Raw genomic sequence first — 21,632 nt, 5'->3', positions numbered from 1 at the left:
TAGGATTAGCCTTCCCAATAAGAGGCTGATCTTTACCCATGTCGAACACTCAACGCTTATTTCATCCGCGCTCCCTTAGCAAAGCACTGACTGCCAGCAACAGCTTGAAAGATGCGCAGATTCCTGCCGCAGCGCGTAAGGTGCTGGAGGAATGGCACGCCATGATTACCGACGGCTCAATCCAAAAACAGAACGAGAAAAAGCTCCAGCCGGAATTTTTCCGTGACTTGTGCGGGGTGGTGTTGGGTTACAAAAGCTTCAGCCAGAAAGATAAAAAAACCGGGCAATGGACGCTGGGCTATGAGGAAAAAAGCGGTAAAGGCTTTTCTGACCTGAGCTTCGGCATATTTTCCGAAAAAAACAAACAGCGCCTTGCTCCATTGGAATTGAAAGACCCGCGCACCAGCAACATGGATATTCCGATGCTGGGGCGCAAGCTCTCCACCGTTGACCAAGCCACGCAATACGCGGTGAATAGCAACGGTGAGGCCAAGTGGTTTCTGGTGTCCAACTGCATTGAAATCCGCCTCTACAAATTTCCCTATTCCAGCGACATCTACGAAAGCTGGCAAATTGCTGAGCTGATTAAGCCTGAAGAATATGCGCGGTTCGTGTTATTGCTGGGGGCAAAAAACTTGCTGACGGGCGCGACTGAAAAGCTGTTCGAGCAAAGCCAGCAAGCGGAAAAGGACATTACCAACGCGCTGTACGCCGATTACCGCGAGATTCGGGTGAAGCTGATCAATGGCATGAAGCGCGAAAACGGGCGTTTCAGCCGTCAAAGCATGGTGGCACGGGCGCAAACCTTGCTGGATCGGGTGCTGTTTATTGCCTTTGCGGAAGACCGTGACTTGCTGCCTGCCAATACCTTGGCGACGTATATTCTGGCCAAAGACAGCCTGACGGATGCGTGGGATAGGCTGAAATGGTTGTTCAAGGCGGTCAATGACGGCGACCTCAAGCGCGGCATTCCGCGTTACAACGGCGATTTGTTCAAGCCCGATGCGGCGCTGGAAGAGCTGACTATCAGCGATGGCTTGTTGCAAGAGCTGCAACGCCTGTGGGTGTACGACTTTGATTCCGATGTCAACGTGACGATCTTGGGGCATATTTTCGAGCAATCCATCGCTGATCTTGACCAAATTTACGAGTCGTTGGATGAGCAAACCGACCTCGAATTGACTCAGCAAAAGCACGGCACGAGCGGCAAGCGCAAGCAGGATGGCGTGGTGTATACGCCAGATTTCATTACCGCGTGGATTGTGCAGCACACATTGGGCGCATACCTCAGTAAGTGCAAATTGGCAATTGCGGCGGAGGCGGATTCCTTGGCGTGGTGGGCGGCGTATCGGCAAACCTTGGCGACCACGCGCATCCTTGACCCGGCGTGTGGTAGCGGCGCGTTTTTGGTGGCGGCGCTGAACTATTTGAAGCGGGAATACCAGCAGGTTAACCAACGCTTGGCAGAATTGGGTGAACCCAGCGAACTGGTCAGCACGGAACTTAACCACGATATTTTGCATAACAACCTGTTCGGGGTGGATATTAACGCCGAATCGGTGGAAATTGCGCGGCTTTCCCTGCATTTGGCGACGGCGGAATATGGCAAGCCGTTGACGTCGTTGCGGGACAATATCCGCCAGGGCAATAGCGTGGTGGATGACAAAAGCGTGGATAAACGCGCTTTCCACTGGTTTAAGCAGTTCAAGGAGTTTGATGTCATTCTGGGCAATCCGCCGTATGTGCGGCAGGAACGCCTGATTCCGATCAAGCCGTATCTGGAGAAACATTACCGCACGTATCATGGTGTGGCTGACCTTTACACGTACTTTTTTGAGTTGGGTTTGGGCTTGCTGAAAAAGGGCGGGATGCTGGGTTTCATCAGTTCCGCGACGTTTTTCCGCACGGGCAGCGGTGAGAATCTGCGGCAGTTTTTGGCGGTGGAGGCAAATCTGAAAAACGTGGTGGATTTTGGCGATTTGCAAGTCTTTGAGGGTGTGACCACCTACCCCGCCATTCTGATCATGGAAAAGCCCAGCCATGCCCGCAAACATCCGCCGAAGGATTACGCCTTCCAGTTCCTCAACGTACAATCGACGCATGTTAGCCAGTTGGCGGGCGAACTCAAGGCGGGCGCGTTTAGCGAAATGCAACAAAACAAACTCGCCCTTGACGGCTGGCGGCTCGAAGACGAACGCCTGCAAGCCCTGCGCACCAAACTCACCAAAGGCAAACGCACCCTCAAAGAAGCCTACGGCTCACCCCTCTACGGCATCAAAACCGGACTCAACGAAGCCTTTGTTATCGACAAAACCACCCGTGACCGCATCGTGGCGGCTAACCCGCAATCACTCGGCCGCTTGAAACCCTTTTTGGAAGGCAAAGACCTGAAACAATGGCGGGCGGAATCACGCAACCTTTACCTGATCCTGTTTCCAAAAGGCTGGACACGACAGCAGATAGGCAGCGCAAACGAACCCGTTGACGAAGCCACCGCGTGGAACTGGCTCAAACAGCAACATCCTGCCATCTGTGAATGGCTCGAACCGTTTATGGAGCGCGGACAAAAACGTGGCGATAAAGGTGAGTTTTGGTGGGAGTTACGTTCATGTGATTATTATTCGGCGTTTGAAGACCCTAAAATCAGCTACGGGCATTTTTCACCTAATGCGTTGTTCCGCCTTGACACGAAAGGCTACTACTCCAACGACAAAAGCTATTTATTAATTAATGCAAATTATTTCTTACTTGGATTACTAAATTCAGCAATCCATTGGTTTTGCATTTCAGCCATGTGCCCATCAGTTCGTGGTGGATTTTACGAAGTTCGTAGCTATTTTATCGACACGTTGCCGATTCCGGCGGCGACGGATGAGCAGAAGGTGGTCATTGCAGGGTTGGCGGAAAACTGCCAAACGCTGGCAGAACAACGCTACGCGCTACAAAACGCTTTCCGCCACCGTATCCCTGACCTCTGCCCCAAAACCAAAGACCCGAAGCTCTCCCAAAAGCTGCAAGCCTGGTGGGAAATGGATTTCGCCGCCTTCCGTGACGAAGTAAAAAAGCTCTTCAAGCAGGAAATCCCACTGGCAGAACGCAATACGTGGGAAGCGTGGTTTGACAAGGATAAAGCAGCCATTCAACACTTGAGCTATCAGCTTGCCACGCAAGAACAGGCGTTGAACGCGGCGGTTTATGCGCTGTTTGGGCTGGATGCGGGGGAAGTCACGTTGTTAGAAGGAAATATTGGCTAAACTAACGCAAAGGAGTACAGATTATGATTCATTTCCCCTATGGCATCAGTGACTTCCACGCGTTACGTACTGAAGGTTTTTTATACCTCGACCGAACCGCCGCTATCCCCGTGCTGGAAGCGGCAGGTAAACAATTGATTTTCCTGCGACCGCGCCGCTTTGGTAAATCATTGCTGTTGTCTACGCTAGCGAATTATTACGACATTAATAAAGCAGATCAATTCGATGCACTCTTTGGCGGCTTAAGCGTGGGCAATCACCCAACCCCAGAGCGCAACAGTTACCTGATTTTACGTTGGGATTTTTCCACAGTATCCGCACAAGGCGATATTGAGCAGATCAGACAAAACCTGTTTGACCATCTAAACGACCGCATTCGTGGGTTTCTTGACCATTACCACCCACAATTACCCAACCCGAATGTCGTACTCAACCTTGATAACGCCCTCTCCTCGCTCGAACAACTGCTGGAAGCGTTGAAAAACAACGGGCAAAAACTCTACCTGCTGATCGACGAATACGACAATTTCGCCAATGAAGTGCTAGTGCGGGACGTTCACAACGCCCAACGTTACCGCGACCTGTTGGAAGGCGAAGGCATTCTCAAGACCCTGTTCAAAGTGATCAAAGCCAGCGCGTCAGAAGGGAAAATAGCGCGAGTATTCATCACTGGCGTGTCGCCACTGGTCTTGAGTGACGCTACCAGCGGCTATAATGTCGCCACAGACATTTCACAAATGCCACGTTTCAATGCATTATGCGGCATAACCCACGACGAATTGGATGGGCTAGTGACGCAAGTCCTACAGCATTGCAAGCATGACGATGCCTTGCGTGAGGGCATGTTACAAACCCTCAAACAATTCTACAATGGCTACCGTTTTTGCTATGAGATGGGTAAACCGCTGTTGTATAACCCCATTCTGTGTTTCCATTTTCTGCGCCATTATCAAGACGAATGTACCGCACCGCGCCAAATGCTCGACGGTAATTTAGCGATGGATGCCGCCCGTATCCGTTACATTGCCAGCCAACCCAGCGGCCTTCGGGTGATCGAAAGCATTCTGAACGAAGAACACCCCGTGTTGCTGGACTTTCTAGAAAACCGTTTCGGGGTCGAAAAACTGGGGGAGTTACAGCACGACGAACGCTATATGCTGTCACTGCTGTACTATTTCGGGGTGTTGACCATCACCGGAACGGGCGAACTGGGCAAACTGGCACTGGGCATTCCCAACCTTGTCACCCGCGCCTTGTATGTGGATGAACTCAAACAGCGCGTCCTACCTGCTGCACAAGAGCGTATCGCGGTCGCAGCGATGGCAGAACGTTTCTACCAATCCGCCGACTTGCACCCACTCGCTGATTATCTGGAGCAAAAATACTTCGCCGTATTCAATAACCGTGATTACGCTTGGAGCAACGAGCTGACCGTCAAAACGGCGTTTCTCACCCTGCTGTTCAATGACATTTACTACATCATGGATTCCGAAACCGCACTCAAACGGCGTTATGCCGATTTGGTGATGATTATCCGCCCCAGTATGCGCCAATACCCCACCCTCAAAGACATCGTGTTGGAATTCAAATACCTGTCATTAGCTGACTTAAAACTCAGCGGGGCGCAAGTACGTGAGCAATCCCGCGAAACCTTGGCGGCCTTACCGGCGGTGCAAACAGCGTTGCGCGAAGCCTTGGCACAATTGCAGGATTATCAACGCGTGCTGGCAGAAAAATACCAAGAACCGGCGCGGCTGCATTGCCTCGCCGTGGTAGCCTTGGGATTTGACAGGCTGGTGTGGCAAGAATGTTGTTAAGCCCCATGGTGTCATTACCACCCAAACGAGTCCTGAAAACAGCGAGCTGAATGTATGAACATGCACGAACACATCGTAATTCTCACCGGCGCGGGGATTTCCGCCGAATCCGGCATCCAAACCTTCCGCGCCAGCGACGGGCTGTGGCACGAACACCGCATCGAAGATGTCGCCACCCCTGACGGTTTCGAGCGCAACCCGGCCTTGGTACACGAATTTTACAATGCCCGGCGGCGGCAACTGCATGACCCCAAGGTTCAACCCAACGCCGCGCACTTGGCACTTGCCAAGCTGGAACGCGAACACCCCGGCAAGGTGCTGCTGGTCACGCAAAATGTCGATAACCTGCACGAACGGGCGGGCAGCCAAAACCTGATTCACATGCACGGCGAGCTTGCCAAAATCCGCTGCCAGCAAAGCGGGTTGGTCTACGATTGGCTGGATGATATTGATACCGACAGTATCTGCGACTGCTGCCAGCGCCCCGGCAATTTGCGCCCGCACATTGTCTGGTTCGATGAAATGCCGCTCCAGATGCAAGATATTTTCAGGGCGCTGGAAGAAGCTGACCTGTTTATTGCCATCGGCACCTCCGGGCTGGTTTACCCGGCGGCAGGGCTAGTCAAAATTGCTCAGGAAGAAGGCGTCAGGACAGTAGAACTGAACCTTGACCCCACCAACAACAGCGAGCTGTTCGACGAATCCATCAACGGCTTGGCCAGCCAAATCGTGCCCGCGTTTGTGGAACAGCTACTGAATTCAACTCAATAACTCAGCTACTCCGCCCGCGCCATACCAAGGGCTTGCGCAACTGCACATCGTAATCGGCGATATGCAAATGGCCTTCTGGCTTGATCTCGGCCTGAACCTCGTGCTGTTGCGCAATCGCTGCCACATCTTGCGTTTCCAGCTTGCCCGCATCCGCCAACGCGTTGGAAAGCGCGTGCAAGAAGTGGGCGTATTGTCCCAGCAATTCCTTGGTTTCGCTCACCAGCCGCATCATCATTTTTTCCACATCCATATCCGTCACGGCAGTATTCATGCGGTGCGGGTAATCTTCAATCGTGTAAGTGGCCTGAAATTCGTCGTCGAAACCGTAGCGGCGCACATAATCCATCGCCAGTTCGGTGGCGCGTTCGCGGTCATTTTCACGCCCGGTGGAAGCCTCCTGATACCCGAACAGCAATTCCTCGGCAACCCCGCCCGCCAGATACACTTTAATCATGTCCAGCAAGCTGCGCCGGGTACGGTGCAATTGGTGTGGAAAAGTAAAACCGCTGGCGTAACTGCTGGCAACCTTGCTTTGCAATTGCAGCGGAATCAGCCCAAACAGCACCATGTAAACCACCGCATGACCCGCTTCGTGGGCGCTGATATTGGCTACGGCAGCCAAGGTATTGTCCTGACGGATTTTGTCGATACGCCCCACGTAAGGGTATTCCAGCGTGTTGTCACCCAAACGCGCCATGATTTTTTGCTGCGCCTCATCGTAATGCAGGTGAATTTCATCAGCATCATCGGTCAACGCTTGCAGCAATAGCCGCGACAGATTGACCTCCAGAATATCGGTCACGCTGGAAAACAGCGGGCGCACGCCTTGCACCGGGAACACGCCGTTACGGTAAATCAGGCGATTGATACTCTCATCAGTCACTAGCCGGATGCCGGTGCGTTGCTCGGTATCGGTCTGTACCCGCTCGACTTCCCGCGCAATCAGGGTATTGAAATCCTGTTTGCGCAGACTGGGGTAAACGAGGTGGATATTGCCAAAACGCGCCACCTGTTCTGGGCGGAACTTGCGTAACAGCGCATCCTTAATATCCATCAGCGTCACTTTGGTGGTGAAGGCGTGGAAAATATCCGCATCCACATCCGCTTCTGCCGCCTGATGCGCCATCTGGAAAGCATCATCCAGGTTGCCCGAAATCAGGATAAGCGTCTGGGTATGGTTGATCGGTTCGTAAATCACCTTTTTACGCTTGGCGGAAAGGATCATATTGACCATTTCCTCCTCGGTAATATCCAGCATATCGCCGACATCCATATCCAGATTCAGCGACTTTTTGAGATTAATCGCATCCCACATACTGATATACGAAGGGCCGCTATCTTCTTCTTCATCTTTCTCGCCCTTATTGCGTCTGCGTTGGGCGTTGCGTTCACGCTGGTAATACTCATACAGGAAGCTATCCAGATCATCCTTCTCTTTTTTAGACAAATACCCATCAGAGAGTAATTCCCAAAAATCCATGAACTTGGTTTGCCCCAGAGATTCACCTTTAGAATCAATGGTATTAAAACGCTGGATTTCATCGAACAAGACAATGCAAGGCTTGCGATTATGGAAGCCGTAATCATCCAACACCGCTGACACCGACGAACCCCACGAGGTTATGCCGGTATTCGAGAGTTCAACCTCAGCAAATCTGTCTTGAAAATGCAGGTGCTTGACCAGTTGGCGCACTAAGTCGGTTTTGCCGACCCCTGTCATGCCCCATAGATTAATAATAACGGGACGCTTAAGCAGTTCCGGCATTAAATACCAGACTTGAATACAGTCCATCAACTCGTCGATGATTTTATCTATCCCAACGAAATGCTGTTTGAGTGCCCGTTTCGCAACATCAAGCTCGGCCTTGCGGGCTTGGATATGACTTTTATCTAGCTGTAACATGAATTTGATATTATTAGAAATATAACAAGGAAAGTGATCTGCATTATAACGCCAAAACAAAATCAATTTTCCAGTAAACTGGTTCACCAGCCCATTATTCGGAAATTTTTATGCCATCACACCGTTTGCAGCACAGCATTGCGCTGTTAACTCTGTTTTATTCTGCCACCTTATGGGGCTTGTTTTGGTACCCATTCCGCCTACTCGATAACATGGGCGTGGATGGGCTGACCGCCACCTGCCTGGCTTACCTGTTACCAACGTTAGTCGTCGGCTGGTGGTATGCCAAAAATTTGTGGCAAGCACGTGCACATTGGCTATGGCTGATCATATTAGGTATCACCTCTGGCTGGAGCAATGTTGGCTACGTACTCGGGGCACTGGATGGGGAAATCATGCGCGTGCTCTTACTGTTCTACCTCTCACCACTCTGGACGGTGTTATTTGCGTGGTTCCTGTTACGAGAACGTTTGAATAAACTCGGCTGGTTAGTCGTCGCCTTATCACTCGGTGGCGCACTGATTATGTTATGGCAACCTGATGGGCGCTTACCCCTACCCGCCAATCAAGCGGAGTGGCTTGGCCTATCCGCAGGCGTGACGTTCGCCCTAAGCATTGTTGCAGGCAGGTATTTAGGGACTGATATGAGTAATGGTGCGAAAACATTAGCAGTATGGCTCGGTGTCGCGATATTGACGGGCATCGGCTTGCTATTCGTACCCTTACAAGGTGGCTTGCAAGTGTTCACCCCCAATGCCATTTGGGTCTTACTCGGCTTGGCGGTAGCCATTGGCAGCGTCACTTATGCCGTACAATACGGTGTTACCCACGTTCCCGCCAGCCAGTCCAACGTCATTTTCTTGTTTGAACTAATCGTGGCAGCCGTTGCCGCCTATTGGTTAACACAAGAACGGATGGATTGGCAGGAGTGGATCGGGGCAGCGATGATCCTTGCCTCCAGCCTGTTTTCGGGAAAAATGCACGCTACAGACGCTTGAGTCAATTCACGCTTTGCTTTTTCAACCAAAACTCTTCACGACACTGGCGGCAAAAACACCGGTGTCGATTAGGGTGCAGTAGACCTCGCCACCAATTACAAGGTCGTTTAACCCAAAAAAAGCCACCACACTGGGGACACGGGGCTTTAGCCCATTGTGTTGATGACATGCTCATATCTACATCCGCAGCTGTGCTATGTCTGCTAAATACACTATTCATGGCGACTCCCTCGCTAAACACTAACAATCCTTGTCCTTTGTCTATTTACTAAGCATAGTTCAAGATTCACTGCAATTTGACAACTTAGTGCACTCCTGTCATAAAAATTTTTTACAAATAGTAATAAATCATCCTACAAACCCGTTATTTTCCGTTAGTATCTGCCATACACTGTCTTAGGCTATCGACGGGACAATCCGACTGTTTTCACCCCCATTGGATTTGTTCCTTGCAACCACAGCTATGCTCTGGTTGTTTTTGGTTAACTCTTAGGGAAATTTAGCACCACATGGCAATCACGAATGTTTGTACTTGTCCACGTTGTTTATCGGCTGCACGGCTTGTTCGTGTGGGTTTTTGGCGGCGATTGTTTTCAGCAGGAAAAACGTATTACCGCTGCTATAACTGCGGGAGTCGCTTTTGGACAAGAGGTTAGGGTGATAGCTGAGTTTACCCCAAAACACGGCCAGCAAACACATCAACGAGACGGCTTCTCCAGCGCCAGCCATTGCAGCGCAATAATCGCCAATGATGCTTGAATTTTACCGGCTTTTAGCCATGCCAGCGCGGTGTGGCGCGGGATGACGGATACCCGGATGTCTTCGTGTTCTTCAGGCAAGCCGTGGATGCCGGTGGGTACGGCGGATAAATCGACCGGGGCGTAATACAAGCTGACGATTTCGGTTGAACCGCCTGCGCTGGGGTAGAAGTCGATAATGTGTTCCAGCGTGTCGATGGTGCAACCCGCCTCTTCCTGAGCTTCGCGCCGCGCCACATCTTCATTGCTTTCGCCGGACTCGACAATGCCCGCGACGATTTCGACCATCCACGCACCTTGCGCATCCCGCAAGGCAGCACCGGGGCGGAATTGCTCAATCACCAACAGCGTATCCGCGACCGGATCGTGCAGCAGCACCGCCACCGCATTGCGGCGCTCGAAAATTTCCCGCCTGAACGTACCCGACCAACCGCCTGCAAACAGTTCGTGGCGGAATTCGTAGGCATCCACGCGGAAAAAGCCTTTGTAGAGATTTTGTTGGGAGAGGATGTCGAATTTCATGGGGTCTTGATGGGAGGTTATGGAAGCAGCAGTGTGCAACGTGAGGGATGGAATTGCAATTTACGCCTCAGCGTAGGTCGGACTTTAGTCCGACAACCAGAGACAACAGGCTATTGCGGGCAATGTCGGACTAAAGTCCGACCTACGAAGATGGATGCATGATAGCGTTGACAATTTTTATTTAATAAAAATAATTTATGGTACAATGATCACTTTCTGGCTACACGAGGTTTGTTAAGATCGCGCTCATTGGGGGAATTCTTTAAGGAGTGTAGGTTATGACAATCCCAGACTATGCGGAAGACTCTAAGAATCAGACAGGCTGCGGTGTCCCTTGATTGAGCGCAAGCTGTCTATTCTGATATTTCTGAGCGCCGTCCAACGTCATAGCATTTTATGCCATGTGCGGCAGCACCGAGCATAAAATGCTATGACGTTAGCTGCCTAAATCAAAATTTGTGTATTTAAACTAGCTCTAAAAAAGGAGATAAATATGTGGGGTAAGATCTTAACTGGTGTGGTTGTTGGTGTTGGTGCGGTTGCTGCTGCACCATTTACCGGTGGTGGTTCATTATTGGGCGGGGCATCTTTGATCGCCTCACTCTCAGGTGCAGGAACTATTGCGGCAGCATTGGGTGCTGGTGCCGTGGGAGGGGTTGTTGGCGCTGCCGTGGCTGACAGTGATGATAATGAGAAGAAACGGATCAAAGACCAAGGAAGAGCTGAGGAAAAAGCAGAAAATTCTGCACGGATAAAAAAACTTGAAAACAAACTTTCACAAGCGCTGGAAAAGCTCAAATCTCATGATGAACATTTCAAAGCTATTATTGCAATGGAAGCAGTTGGGGTTGCTTGCGCAGCATGTGATGGTGACTTCTCTGATAATGAAAGGGAAGAAATCGGTGAGTTTGTCAAAGGAATGATTGCTCAGAGCATTCCAATGGATGTAAAAGCTCAGATCCAAAGTATTTATGACAATCCACCTACTGTTGAAGAGGCGTATTTACTGGCAAAAGACTCTGGTATGTCTCTAGATCTATATGAAGATTTAATCAGATTTGTCATGCAAATAGATGGCATAAAGCCAGAAGAAGAGGCGTTTGTTCACGCTTGGAATCAACTTAAAGTTGCATAAGATATGGAGTAATAAATAATGAGCGGAAGAATTGATCGTTTTAAGAAAAGGAAAGAAATTATAAAGAAAAATCAGTCTCTGCCGTTCATTCGCGGCGTAATTGATCAAGAATTGGTCGACAAACTTCTTCACCAAGGCATAGATAGCAATAGAGTGGCAAGTCTTGATTATTCAACTGATCTTAACGTTTCTGTGGAGGTGAATGCCTCAGAGGTCGAGGCTTTGCTTTCTGACCTTCGAGCTTCATTCAACAAAGACAGACTGGAACATTTTTTAGGTGAAACGAAGCACAGCGTCATATCATCGATTGCAGGACCATTTGGACTTGGCAAAATAATAAGTGCGTATGATAAGACAGGCGGCAATGTCACAACAATCAACAACGCAAATAATGGTGTTTATGCGAAAGATGAAGACCGTTATAAAAGAGAGAACTACACACACAGTAAGAATAGTGAGGGAAAGCAATTTGCTAACGCAGGAAAAAACAGTGCTGGCGCTATTTATACCCGCTCTCAAATGGACGAGAATCAAATGGTTCAGGATGCTTACACGGGTAAAGTAGTAAAAGCTGATACTACCAGCCCCGATCATATCGAGTCTTTGTCACAATATCATAAAAATGGTGGTTTCATGCAGACGTCAGAAAAAAAAGCTGACTTTGCAACGGATGAAGACAACCTAGCACTAACAGATCGTTCAATAAATCAATCAATGAGAGATTTTGATAAGGAAGAGTGGCTTTCAAAGCAGAATAAATCTGGAATTGAAAATAAAGAGCGTTTCGACATAGATGAGAAAAAACTAAAGGAGCAGATCCAAAAAGGCAAAGAAACTTCGGCGATGCATTTGCCATCAAATACCGATAAAGCAAAATACTATCTTAAAAACTCAGTATCGACAGGAGTGGGTGAAGGCGCGAAAATGGGTGTCCAACAAGCATTTGGCTATTTATTGGTAGAGTTTTTTTCAAGTGCAATTATTGAAATAAAGGATGCATACAATAATGGGCTTGAGGGGAATAGTTTGTATAAGGACATCAAAACCCGTTTGATTCGTATTGGCCGAAATATTGCAGACAAATGGAAGGGGGTAGTAGAAGGCTTCTCTGCTGGTTTTATATCAGGTTTTATATCAAACATAATTACAACGCTTGTGAATATGTTTGTAACCACAGCAAAGCGCTTGGTTAGAATGATAAGAGAGGGCGTATTTTCCTTATTGAAAGCGTTGAAACTCATTCTTTTTCCTCCTGCGGACATGAGTTTTACCGAAGCAACACATGAAGCCATGAAGCTAATTGCAGTTGGAGGGATTGTTATTGCCGGTGTAGCACTTGAGGAGGTTATTGAAAAGATTGTTCTAAGCGTACCATTCCTTGCGCCATTTGCTTCTGTTGCAACAGCGGTAATCGTTGGATCATTAACAGCTATTGCAATGTCTTTGGTTGCTTATTTAATAGATAAAATGGATATTCTTGGTATTATAAAATCACAGGAAACAAGATACGTATTGGACAAGCTTGATAAAGATATAGACGAAAGATTGAAGCGCTGCGAAAGTATTTCCGAAGAGATGGATGGTTTCCTTAATCAAAATTCTCTCTTGTTGCCTCAAGCCAGCTAACAAAAAGGCGCTGCTACGGAAAATTTACTCGCTGCGCTCCTAAATTTCCGCAGAGCGCAGCGTTAAACTTTGATGCTCAAATGGATTCAATAACGGCACATCAAAAGATTCAAAATCAGTGATATTCCTAGTAACCACCACCAGCTTATTGACTTTGGCAATAGCTGCAATCATGGCATCCTCATATAAGGTGTCAGATTTTTTATGCATCAGCTTTGCCCAAGCACGAAAAGCCGCTCCATCCAACGTTAAGATATTATAGGTGGTCGCGACGGCATCCAGCCATTCTTCCAATTCAATAGCACGTTGCACATCCTGATCCCGTGTGATTTCTATACCCGCTTGAATTTCGGCTAATGTTACCGACGAGAGGTATAAATCTTTATCATCGACTGACTGAAGCCATGCGACCACTGCCCCATGCGGTTTCTGCCGCCGTAATTCAGAGACAACATTGGTATCCAATAAATACATGATTTATAGAACCTCTTGCACACGTCTTCTCCTCGCCTGCCCCCGCTCCGGTAACACCAGCTCACCCCGTCCCTGATCAGACAACAATAAATCTTTCAGTGATGGTTTTGCCGCCGCTTGGAGTCTGCGCCACACATCAACCGGGACAAGCACCGCCGCTTCAGCACCACGCCGCGTAACGACTTGCGGCCCTTGTGCGAGACACGCATCCAAAAACTCACTAAACCGAGACTTAGCATCTTGAACAGCCCACGTTTGCATAACAACACCTCCAAATGACCAGTTACATGACTAGTCTATGCTGCCTTCTTTCAAAGAACAAGAACAAGAACAAGAACATTAGCGTAACCGCATTGCTTTACGCTCCGGCTGATCAATGAATGTCTTCAAATACCCAATATCTTTACCCGACACCCCAAGACTCGCGAAAACCTGATCCCATTCCACCACCACCGCAGCCACCTTGAACCACTCCTCAATCGCCTGCTCACGGCTCAACCCAAACAAACCACATTCCGAAAGCGCGTTATCCAATGTCCCCAGCGCCCCCTGCTTACCAACCCCCATCTGCTGATAACCCGCGTTTGACGTATTCGGCAATACATCGAAGGCAGGCGCAAGCGACCAAAACCCCGCATCAAACACAAATGCATGATTCTTTTCGTGATCGTCAGAATTCTCAATCAGGATATTGAACGCCATCCGCCGAAACAATTCTGCCCGTTGCTGCGCTTGCACATCCGCCGCCCCCGCTTGCAACACAAACGTTGCCATTGCCCCATAGCTCAATTCATCCAGCGGCGCACCAAACCCCACCCCCGCCAACAACACGGTTTTAGCAGAAAGGGTACGTAAACGCTGGTTTGCCCGTCGGTCGAAGCGTTCGATAGCCACCACATGCCCAAAAAGTCCAGGCAATGCCACCGAATGGGCAACATTAATACCTGCTTGCGCCGCCAGTTTCAGGGAGGCATGTTCAATCAAGCCAAGATCAATGTTTGCCCCACGTGGGAATTTGGCAATCCAGTCTTTACCCGCCATCGTCACCAAAGCTTTGGGGTGCGCCCCGCCCATGGTTTTGGTGGTTCCCGCAATCAGTTTTTCCTGTTCTGTCATGGGTTCATTAGCATCAATCCGCTCAATCAGTGCTTGCAAGGCATGGATCGAGTCCGCACTCGGCAAGGGTTCACCACGATGCGGCACGTAAGCCGTTTGATCAACAGAAAACCCTAACGCCCCGAAGCGGTGATCACCCGCGTAATACAGAAAATCCAGAGCTGTTGCCCGTGGTGGATTATCAATGAAACGGATGGCGCGTTCACCCCAACGGTCAGGCATGGCATCATCCAACGCGCCAAACAGCCGATCACGTACCGTGGGTGTCAGTACAGCGCGTTGCAGCGGCATATCGCCCGACAACGGGTAGCCATTTGCCAACCAACTACGCTCATAGGCAAACGCAACACCGCGCCCGCCCAATGCCAGCGATGCCGTACCCACCAGTGAGGGACTCTTCGGGTCAGTCAGACTCCAAACCGCCAGTTCATTACCGGGTAGAACTGTCTGCATACTCATGAGTGCTCCACCACACACGCCATCTTACACAACGCACCCTCTTCCTCAACCACCTGAAACCCATGCCGTTCATAAAAACGCCGTGCCGGATTATCCCCAAACACCGTCAGACGCATCAACGGCTTACGCCGTACCTTGGCAAGCTGCATCATGTATTGCAACGCTTCCCCGCCAATCCCTGTTCCCTGACACTCAGGTACCACATGCAAGTCAGCCAGATGGATAGCATCGTCTTCGAGCCTGATCCGCACCACGCCAATGCACTGATCATCCTGATACAAACCAAAGTTTTCCGAGGCTTCCCAAAAACGTGCGAAATACGTGTCATCCCAAACGATGCCATGCTTGGCGTAATACTCAGCCATATTGCTACGGGACAGTTGCAGCGCAAACGCGTAATCCACCTTGGGCGTAATTTTTATCATGGCTTAGTCTCCTCCAACGGCGGGCGGGCAAAAAATCGGAAAATCACCCAATAAAACAACACCGCCGTTAACACTTCCGAGATCACCGTTTCCCACGTAAACAATTCCCCGTGATACACAAATACCGATGGAAAAATATCGTAAGGCGGCACTGTCACATACAAAAACGCGATGATATTGTTAATGGCATGGACGCCTATCGCCAATTCCAGCGTACCATCACGCACAGTAATCAGCGCCAGCAACAAGCCAATTGAAAAGTAGGGCAAAAACGCAATCCACATATTTACCCCGTACACTTCCGGGTTCAACAAATGCGGTAAAGCAAACATCAGCGCACTCACCAGCACCGCGCCCCACTTATGCATCACCAGTCCCAAACCCTGCATCACATAACCCCGGAACAACAATTCTTCCGCCGATGTCTGAATCGGGATCAGCAGCAGTGCCACCGGCAAAAATGCTAAAAACTTCTCAGGATTGAATACATATTCCATCTCGCCAGCCGGGGTAGGTCTCAACCATTCGCCCACCACGCCAACCGTCAGATAAATCGCCGCAAACACCGCCGCGCCCTGCGCCACCCGCAACCAACTGATGCGCCGCAACGGTGTGATCAGCGACAAAAACGGACGCTTATGCAAAAAACGTACAACCAGCCAAATCCCCGCCATCAGAAACAGGAACATCGCCATAATGTCCACAAACGTCAATGTCGCCGACAATCCTTCAAACAGCCATGAATCAGGGTTGAAGCGAGTGGTTTCATCCTGATCCACCTCCACCCAGTAGGCCAACGCAAAGGTTGGCATCAAGCCAATCCCCTGCCAAGCCAGCAAAATAAGGAAAAAGCCCAGCAAATAACGCCACCACTGATTTTTCCCCTGCTTTGCCAGCTCAAGATAGCTCATATTAGAAAATCTCTTTGTAACCCACAAAAACAGCGCCTGCTGTCACCGGAATCAGCACCAGCATCCCCAAACCCAACGGGATAACCGCCACCAGACTCAAAACCGAGTACATCAGGAACAATACGAACAGTGGCACTACCTGCGTAACCGCAGTACTTGCACACAGGGTCAGCGCATCAAACAGCGACAATTCACGGAAGAGCATCAATGCAGTCGTATAATAGAACAGCACAAAAGACGCAAAACCCACAATCAGCAGAAATAGTACACCACCAATGCCAATGCCACCGACACCTGCCGTCGCACCACGCAATAAACTATCGCCAACAAAGACGACGCTAATGATTCCAACCATCGCCGCCAACCCAAACAGGATGCCACCCAACCCAAGGAATTGGTTACGCTTATCCTTATCCAACAATACCTTCCACAAATATTCCAGTTTAAGCGGCTTACCTTCACTTGCTTGTTGCGCTGAATACAGCAACCCACCGATCAAAGCAGGCAAGAGCACCAGAATCGCAATCTGCCCCAAAATCGGCAAGAAATTCAGTACAAAGCCCCCAATTCCCATGACCAACGCCATCAACACCCACGTTGTCATGTCTTTGGCAAACAACATCCAGCCCTGTTTGTACCAATCAACCGGACGGCTGGCGGGTATCATCTTGATTTGCATAACACAATCTCCTTGTTTAAGTCTTTCTTGAAAAGTAATGGTGGTGCTGTGTCATTGATTCTTTATACGTTCCAAATGCTAGTAGCCACTGGTGGTGAGGGTAATCCCGAGGCTACAGGTTTCGCGCCTGATTTTGCCATGCTGAGTGCTGATTGCAAGCGTGCGGACAACATCGGCGCAAATGCCAGCTTGGTCGGCCACGCCACCGTCACATTAGCATGGTGGTAAAACACGGGCTGGTCGGGGCGGCTACCATCCGGCTGACCACCTTCAGCACGGTCAACCGCCCACGTTCCCCACTTCATGCCACTGACATCCATCCACGGTAACAAGTCGGCGAGTTCTCGTTGAGTGGCGGCGATGACTTCCGCTGCTGGCTTGCCCACGCCCTGCTCCGCCGGTTGCCCGCCAATATACCAGACGGTTTGACCTTCTGCGTCGCGGTGCGAAGTAATCGTGGCTCGCGGCTTATCACTCATCCCCAACGCATGGGCATAAATCATCGGCAAATCACCACGCACCAACACCATTTGCAAAGGGCGGCGCTGCATTCCGGGGAATTCCCGTTGGCTGAGCGAAGTCGAAGCCAGCAATGCCTCATTACCTGCGCCCGCTGTCAGAATGATTTGCCCCGCGTCGATTGCCAGCTCAGACCCATCCGGCAAAACCGCCTGATAACGGTAAACATCCCCCACTGGCTGCAAGCCCGAACGCTGCACATCCACCTGTAGCAACGCATCATCAAGCTGTTCCCGCAAAGTTGCCAGCAACGATGGCACATCCAACACCGGCTCATCCAAGCGGTACAAACCGCCATGAAATTCAGCGTGGCGGAACAATTCCGGGTAAGCATCACGCGGCACAGCATCCATGCGGCTTTTCATCGCCTTGCTGGCGAAAAAACCCGTCATGCGCGAACCAATACCGCCAGACGTCCACAACAATTGCGATTCGGTGAGGATGTTGACGCGGCTCAAATCAACCGCGCTTTCACCGTTCAACGCAGCCCGCCACAAACGTGGCATGTCGCCAATCGCCAGCGTTGCGCCGGTCAATTTGCCCGTGAGCGCATACTTCGTACCGCCGTGAATAATCCCTTGGGAAGCAATGGTCTGGCCTTTGCCAAGCTCATCGCTGACCAACAGTGCGTTGACGCCTTGTGAGCGGAGTTCCGCCAGCAGCCAGAGTCCGGCAATGCCGCCACCGACGATCAAGGTATCGACTTGCATCAGGATTCCTTTTGCATATTCTGGATTCTGGCAATCGTGCTGGTGGTCGACACGCCATCCACAAAACTCAGTACCACCACGTCGCCGCCGTTATCCCACACGCAGCGGTTGCCGGGAATTTTCTGTGGGTCGTTATCGCCGCCCTTTACCAGCAAATCGGGTTTGACGGCGCATATCAGGCGTTCGGGGGTATCTTCGCTGAAGTCCACTACCCAATCGACGCAGGAAAGTGCCGCCAGCATTTTCATACGGTTCGCCATGGTATTGACTGGGCGGGTTGGACCTTTCAACTCACGTACTGATTCATCAGTATTTACCGCAACGATCAGGCGGTCGCCGAGCTTGCGGGCTTCTTCCAGATAGGTGACGTGCCCGATGTGGAGGATGTCGAAACAACCATTGGTCATGACAATGCGTTCGCCGTGGATGCGCGAATCCTGCACCGCCGCCAGCAATTGTGCCTCGCTGACCACCCCTTTGGCTTGCGCATGGTGTGCTTGCAATGCCTTGTGCAATTCGGGGACGCTAACCGTGGCCGTACCGACTTTGCCCACCACAATACCCGCCGCGAGGTTCGCCAGCGCCATAGCCTGTTCCACGACTAAACCGGCTGCCATGCTCGCCGCTAACACTGCCACCACGGTATCGCCAGCGCCGGTCACGTCGAAGACTTCGCGGGCGCGGGTCGGCAAGTTGTAAGGGGCTACCCCATCGCGCAACAAGGTCATGCCCTGTTCGCTGCGGGTAATCAGCAAATTGCCCAGCCCACAACGCGCCAGCAAGGCTTGCCCACGCTGTACCAAATCGGCTTCATCTGTCCAATCGCCGACGGCTTCGCGGAATTCCGCCAGATTCGGGGTAATCACAGTCGCGCCCTGATAGGTGGCGAAGTCCTGCGCTTTAGGGTCAACCACCACCGGTTTGCCTGCGGCCTGTGCTAACGCGATCAACTCCCGCGCCCGTTCCAGCGTGCCCTTGCGGTAATCGGAAAGCACCACCACATCTGCTGCTGCCAGCAATTCGCTGAAATGGCGTAATAGCGCGGCATGATCTTGCCCCGCAAAACCTTCCTCAAAATCCAGCCGGATCAGTTGCTGATGACGGCTGAGGACACGCAATTTGGTAATGGTCGGCGCATTATCCAGCGCCACGAAACGGGTTTGCACGCCACGCGCCTGCAAGGTGCTGTCGAGCGAGCGCCCGGCTTCGTCATTACCGACGTAACCCAGCAATACCGCCTGACCGCCAAGGCTGGCAATATTCAAAGCCACGTTGGCCGCACCGCCGGGGCGCTCTTCATTGGCTTTCACATGCACCACCGGAACCGGGGCTTCAGGAGAAATGCGCGAGGTGTGGCCTGACCAATAACGATCCAGCATCACATCGCCGACCACTAGTACACGCGCCCGTTCAAAAGCAGGAATTTGTAAGCTCATTTTATTATTTACATAACGCTAGAAAACAAGTCAGAGAGTCTATCAAAAAACGTTAAGGGTTGTAGCCCAGCAAGCTCACTACGCCTGCCATTCACACACCTTTACTACCGCTAATCACTTATTTATTGCCGTTAATGTCATTAACTGGAACAATCCTCGTAACTATGATGTGTTGTTGCATCCTGTTAAGGAGCTATCTGCAACGAATAACATTGTTCAGGGAACATTGCTGAAGTAATACTACATTTTCAAATAACAAACAGCGTCTATGGGCACGTGCCATGTTTTATTCAAGTATCCCTTACCACTTACCAACCATAGATGTCTTCACTTGAAAACTGTATCGCCTTATCTAGAATCAACCGGAATTAATAAATGAAAACCAATAAATTTTTCCACCATTTTATCACGTTAACTGGCGCTGTTGTTCTTGCTATGGCAGCAGGGAATGTAGCGGCTAAAGACAAGGCTACCAGCACCGCCAAAGCAGATACGGAAGAGACTTCTGCACAAGTACTTTCATACAAAATCACATTGGCAGAAGATGGTAAAACCTATCAAATAGTCATGAAGCCATCAGTCACACCAAAACCAGATATTAGCCTCACGGGTCAGGTAACACTTAAAGCACCACACAATAGCAACTTCAACGTTACGAACCTTACCAGCGCTATCGATGGCACCAATTGGATTGAAGCATCACGTGTCGATGCCCCCAAAGAAGATGCTGAACATGATTATATTTCTTTCTCTTTCGTTGGTTTACAAGGCGCTAGTGCACGTAATTACGCTTGGAAAAAAGGTACAGAACAAGTGGTTTTCAGCTTTCAAAACGAAGGTGGATGCGTAGAGGATGTAACGTTGATCGCTAATGAGGATGCTTTTAATGTAAGTCCTAATTCTGCTAACACGAATCCTGGCAACCAATTTACCAACTTAGGCTGGGGCTCTGTCAGCGAAAATCATTATTTAGGTAATTACGGTGACGCCATCACCTGTAAAAAATAATACGTTTATCGCTTCCTTTTCGTTAGAAAATCTCGTATCCAACAATTATAAAAATAGGCAAGAGAGTCTGACCATGCGCTCCATTAAACTTAGTAAATATCTTGGCTTAAGTACATCAGTGCTATTACTGGCGGGCAATAGTGCTTGGGCTGCCCAAACACTTGAGTACAGTATCCGCTGGGACACAAAGGATGACCGTTATCACGTCTTCATGAAGCCGAATGCGACACCAACCCCTAAAGACATCAGTACAACAGGACAGTTTACCATTCGAGTACCTCATGCTGAGGGTACCAAAGCCTTTACGGTGAATAACCCACAGGCCAATGTAGCGAATACCAACTGGTCAAATGACTCTCGCGTTGATGCGCCGATTGAAGAGCCCAGTGTTGACTATCTATCATTCAGCCTGAGTATGTTCAAGCCTGATGCCTTTCAATGGAAAGCTAATGTAGAACAAGAAGTCTATAACTTTGGGAATAGCGGGGAATGCATAGGAGCTGTTGCTTTAATCAACAATCAGACTGACCCATTCATCGTTAACAGTGGAAGTAACTCCGCTGGTACGAACCCTGGCAACCAATTCACCAACGGAGGTTGGGGTGACTTTTCTGAAAATAACTACCTACAAAATTACGGCACTACTGCGGATTGTAAGGACAGCCTTGACTCGGATGGTGACGGTCTCAAAGATGGTGTAGAAAAAGCCATAGGTACAGACCCGCTGAACGCTGATAGTGATGGTGATGGCATTCCTGATAACATAGAAGCACCTGATGGTGTTGCGATCGACACCGACAATGACGGCAAAATCAACGCCGTGGATTCTGACGATGATAACGATGGTATTCTCACCAAATCTGAGAATTACAACGGCGGTACACCGCTGGATGATGATACGGACGGCGACAAAATCCCTGACTACCTTGATAAAGATGATACCGATGGGCCACTCGCTGATACGGATAAGGACGGCCTAACCAACGCCGAAGAAGCGACCCTTGGCACTGATCCCAAAAGTGCAGATTCCGACGGCGATGGCTTATCGGATAGCGTGGAAAAAACACTGGGCACCAATCCACTGAGCAAAGACAGCGATGCGGATGGCATT

At 50.1% G+C, this 21,632-nt stretch carries 19 protein-coding genes; 8 read left to right on the top strand and 11 right to left on the bottom strand.

The genetic code is table 11. The features are described 5' to 3' along the window. The first annotated feature begins 38 nt into the window (after window positions 1-38). From Q394_RS0115085 to cobB, 3 genes are read left to right on the top strand one after another with little or no spacing between them, the layout of a single operon-like run. Window positions 39-3,254, top strand: coding sequence for an Eco57I restriction-modification methylase domain-containing protein (locus Q394_RS0115085; RefSeq protein ID WP_051543490.1), 3,216 nt, complete (start codon window positions 39-41; stop codon window positions 3,252-3,254). Between the two features lie 23 nt (window positions 3,255-3,277). Beyond that, on the top strand, window positions 3,278-5,071 hold the full coding sequence (locus Q394_RS0115080; RefSeq protein ID WP_028489988.1) for an AAA family ATPase: 1,794 nt from the start codon (window positions 3,278-3,280) through the stop codon (window positions 5,069-5,071). Between the two features lie 54 nt (window positions 5,072-5,125). Further along, on the top strand, window positions 5,126-5,842 hold the full coding sequence (cobB, locus tag Q394_RS0115075; RefSeq protein WP_156946895.1) for a Sir2 family NAD+-dependent deacetylase: 717 nt from the start codon (window positions 5,126-5,128) through the stop codon (window positions 5,840-5,842). A 1-nt stretch (window position 5,843) separates the two neighbouring features. Here the strand turns inward: cobB and Q394_RS0115070 are convergent, their stop codons facing one another. Next, complete coding sequence (locus Q394_RS0115070; protein WP_028489986.1) at window positions 5,844-7,745, bottom strand: AAA family ATPase; 1,902 nt, start codon at window positions 7,743-7,745, stop codon at window positions 5,844-5,846. Between the two features lie 110 nt (window positions 7,746-7,855). Here Q394_RS0115070 and Q394_RS0115065 point away from each other — a divergent pair, with 110 nt between their 5' ends. Further along, complete coding sequence (locus Q394_RS0115065) at window positions 7,856-8,743, top strand: DMT family transporter (RefSeq protein WP_028489985.1); 888 nt, start codon at window positions 7,856-7,858, stop codon at window positions 8,741-8,743. Between the two features lie 516 nt (window positions 8,744-9,259). Here Q394_RS0115065 and Q394_RS0115060 read toward each other — a convergent pair. Both Q394_RS0115060 and Q394_RS0115055 read right to left on the bottom strand, forming a co-directional pair. Beyond that, entirely contained in the window at window positions 9,260-9,472 is a 213-nt protein-coding gene (locus tag Q394_RS0115060) for a hypothetical protein (RefSeq protein ID WP_156946894.1), read from the bottom strand. Further along, complete coding sequence (locus Q394_RS0115055) at window positions 9,442-10,023, bottom strand: NUDIX domain-containing protein (protein WP_051543489.1); 582 nt, start codon at window positions 10,021-10,023, stop codon at window positions 9,442-9,444. Before Q394_RS0115055 ends, Q394_RS0115060 begins: the two co-directional genes overlap by 31 nt. A gap of 493 nt (window positions 10,024-10,516) precedes the next feature. Between Q394_RS0115055 and Q394_RS20675 the strand changes: the two genes are divergently transcribed. Together Q394_RS20675 and Q394_RS0115045 are read left to right on the top strand one after the other, a co-directional pair. Further along, entirely contained in the window at window positions 10,517-11,158 is a 642-nt protein-coding gene (locus Q394_RS20675) for a hypothetical protein (RefSeq protein ID WP_051543488.1), read from the top strand. A gap of 18 nt (window positions 11,159-11,176) precedes the next feature. Then, window positions 11,177-12,784: a hypothetical protein gene (locus Q394_RS0115045; protein WP_028489982.1), complete on the top strand. Its 1,608-nt coding sequence runs from the start codon at window positions 11,177-11,179 to the stop codon at window positions 12,782-12,784. Between the two features lie 39 nt (window positions 12,785-12,823). On the opposite strand, the gene Q394_RS0115040 is transcribed toward Q394_RS0115045, so the two are convergent. From Q394_RS0115040 to hldE, 8 genes are all read right to left on the bottom strand, one after another. Then, window positions 12,824-13,258, bottom strand: coding sequence for a type II toxin-antitoxin system VapC family toxin (locus tag Q394_RS0115040; protein ID WP_028489981.1), 435 nt, complete (start codon window positions 13,256-13,258; stop codon window positions 12,824-12,826). A 3-nt stretch (window positions 13,259-13,261) separates the two neighbouring features. Further along, window positions 13,262-13,519 carry a type II toxin-antitoxin system Phd/YefM family antitoxin gene (locus Q394_RS0115035; RefSeq protein ID WP_028489980.1) on the bottom strand — a complete coding sequence of 86 codons (258 nt, stop codon included), beginning with the start codon at window positions 13,517-13,519 and terminating at the stop codon, window positions 13,262-13,264. A 78-nt stretch (window positions 13,520-13,597) separates the two neighbouring features. Beyond that, on the bottom strand, window positions 13,598-14,833 hold the full coding sequence (locus Q394_RS20670; protein ID WP_038141726.1) for a type II toxin-antitoxin system HipA family toxin: 1,236 nt from the start codon (window positions 14,831-14,833) through the stop codon (window positions 13,598-13,600). Next, a complete protein-coding gene (locus Q394_RS20665; protein ID WP_051543487.1) occupies window positions 14,830-15,258 on the bottom strand; it encodes a GNAT family N-acetyltransferase in 429 nt (142 codons plus the stop codon). Before Q394_RS20665 ends, Q394_RS20670 begins: the two co-directional genes overlap by 4 nt. Further along, window positions 15,255-16,169: a CPBP family intramembrane glutamic endopeptidase gene (locus tag Q394_RS0115020; protein ID WP_028489979.1), complete on the bottom strand. Its 915-nt coding sequence runs from the start codon at window positions 16,167-16,169 to the stop codon at window positions 15,255-15,257. The genes Q394_RS20665 and Q394_RS0115020 overlap by 4 nt, the downstream gene beginning before the upstream one ends. Before the next feature lies 1 nt (window position 16,170). Beyond that, the gene (locus Q394_RS0115015) at window positions 16,171-16,848 is read right to left on the bottom strand and encodes a BPSS1780 family membrane protein (protein ID WP_028489978.1); all 678 of its coding nucleotides are present in this window, start codon (window positions 16,846-16,848) and stop codon (window positions 16,171-16,173) included. A 62-nt stretch (window positions 16,849-16,910) separates the two neighbouring features. Beyond that, a complete protein-coding gene (locus Q394_RS0115010) occupies window positions 16,911-18,077 on the bottom strand; it encodes an FAD-dependent oxidoreductase (protein ID WP_038141719.1) in 1,167 nt (388 codons plus the stop codon). Next, window positions 18,077-19,513, bottom strand: a complete 1,437-nt coding sequence (gene hldE, locus Q394_RS0115005) for a bifunctional D-glycero-beta-D-manno-heptose-7-phosphate kinase/D-glycero-beta-D-manno-heptose 1-phosphate adenylyltransferase HldE (RefSeq protein WP_028489976.1) — start codon at window positions 19,511-19,513, stop codon at window positions 18,077-18,079. The genes Q394_RS0115010 and hldE overlap by 1 nt, the downstream gene beginning before the upstream one ends. A gap of 375 nt (window positions 19,514-19,888) precedes the next feature. Between hldE and Q394_RS20660 the strand changes: the two genes are divergently transcribed. Continuing rightward, window positions 19,889-20,521, top strand: a complete 633-nt coding sequence (locus Q394_RS20660) for a cadherin (RefSeq protein ID WP_211248830.1) — start codon at window positions 19,889-19,891, stop codon at window positions 20,519-20,521. Window positions 20,522-20,594: 73 nt separating this feature from the next. Further along, the coding region (locus Q394_RS21655; RefSeq protein ID WP_051543486.1) for a hypothetical protein at window positions 20,595-21,632 on the top strand (1,038 nt) is incomplete at its 3' end.

The sequence above is a fragment of the Thiothrix lacustris DSM 21227 genome (assembly GCF_000621325.1).
GTDB classification, from domain to species: domain Bacteria; phylum Pseudomonadota; class Gammaproteobacteria; order Thiotrichales; family Thiotrichaceae; genus Thiothrix; species Thiothrix lacustris.
This window is presented reverse-complemented; position numbering and strand designations above follow the sequence as displayed.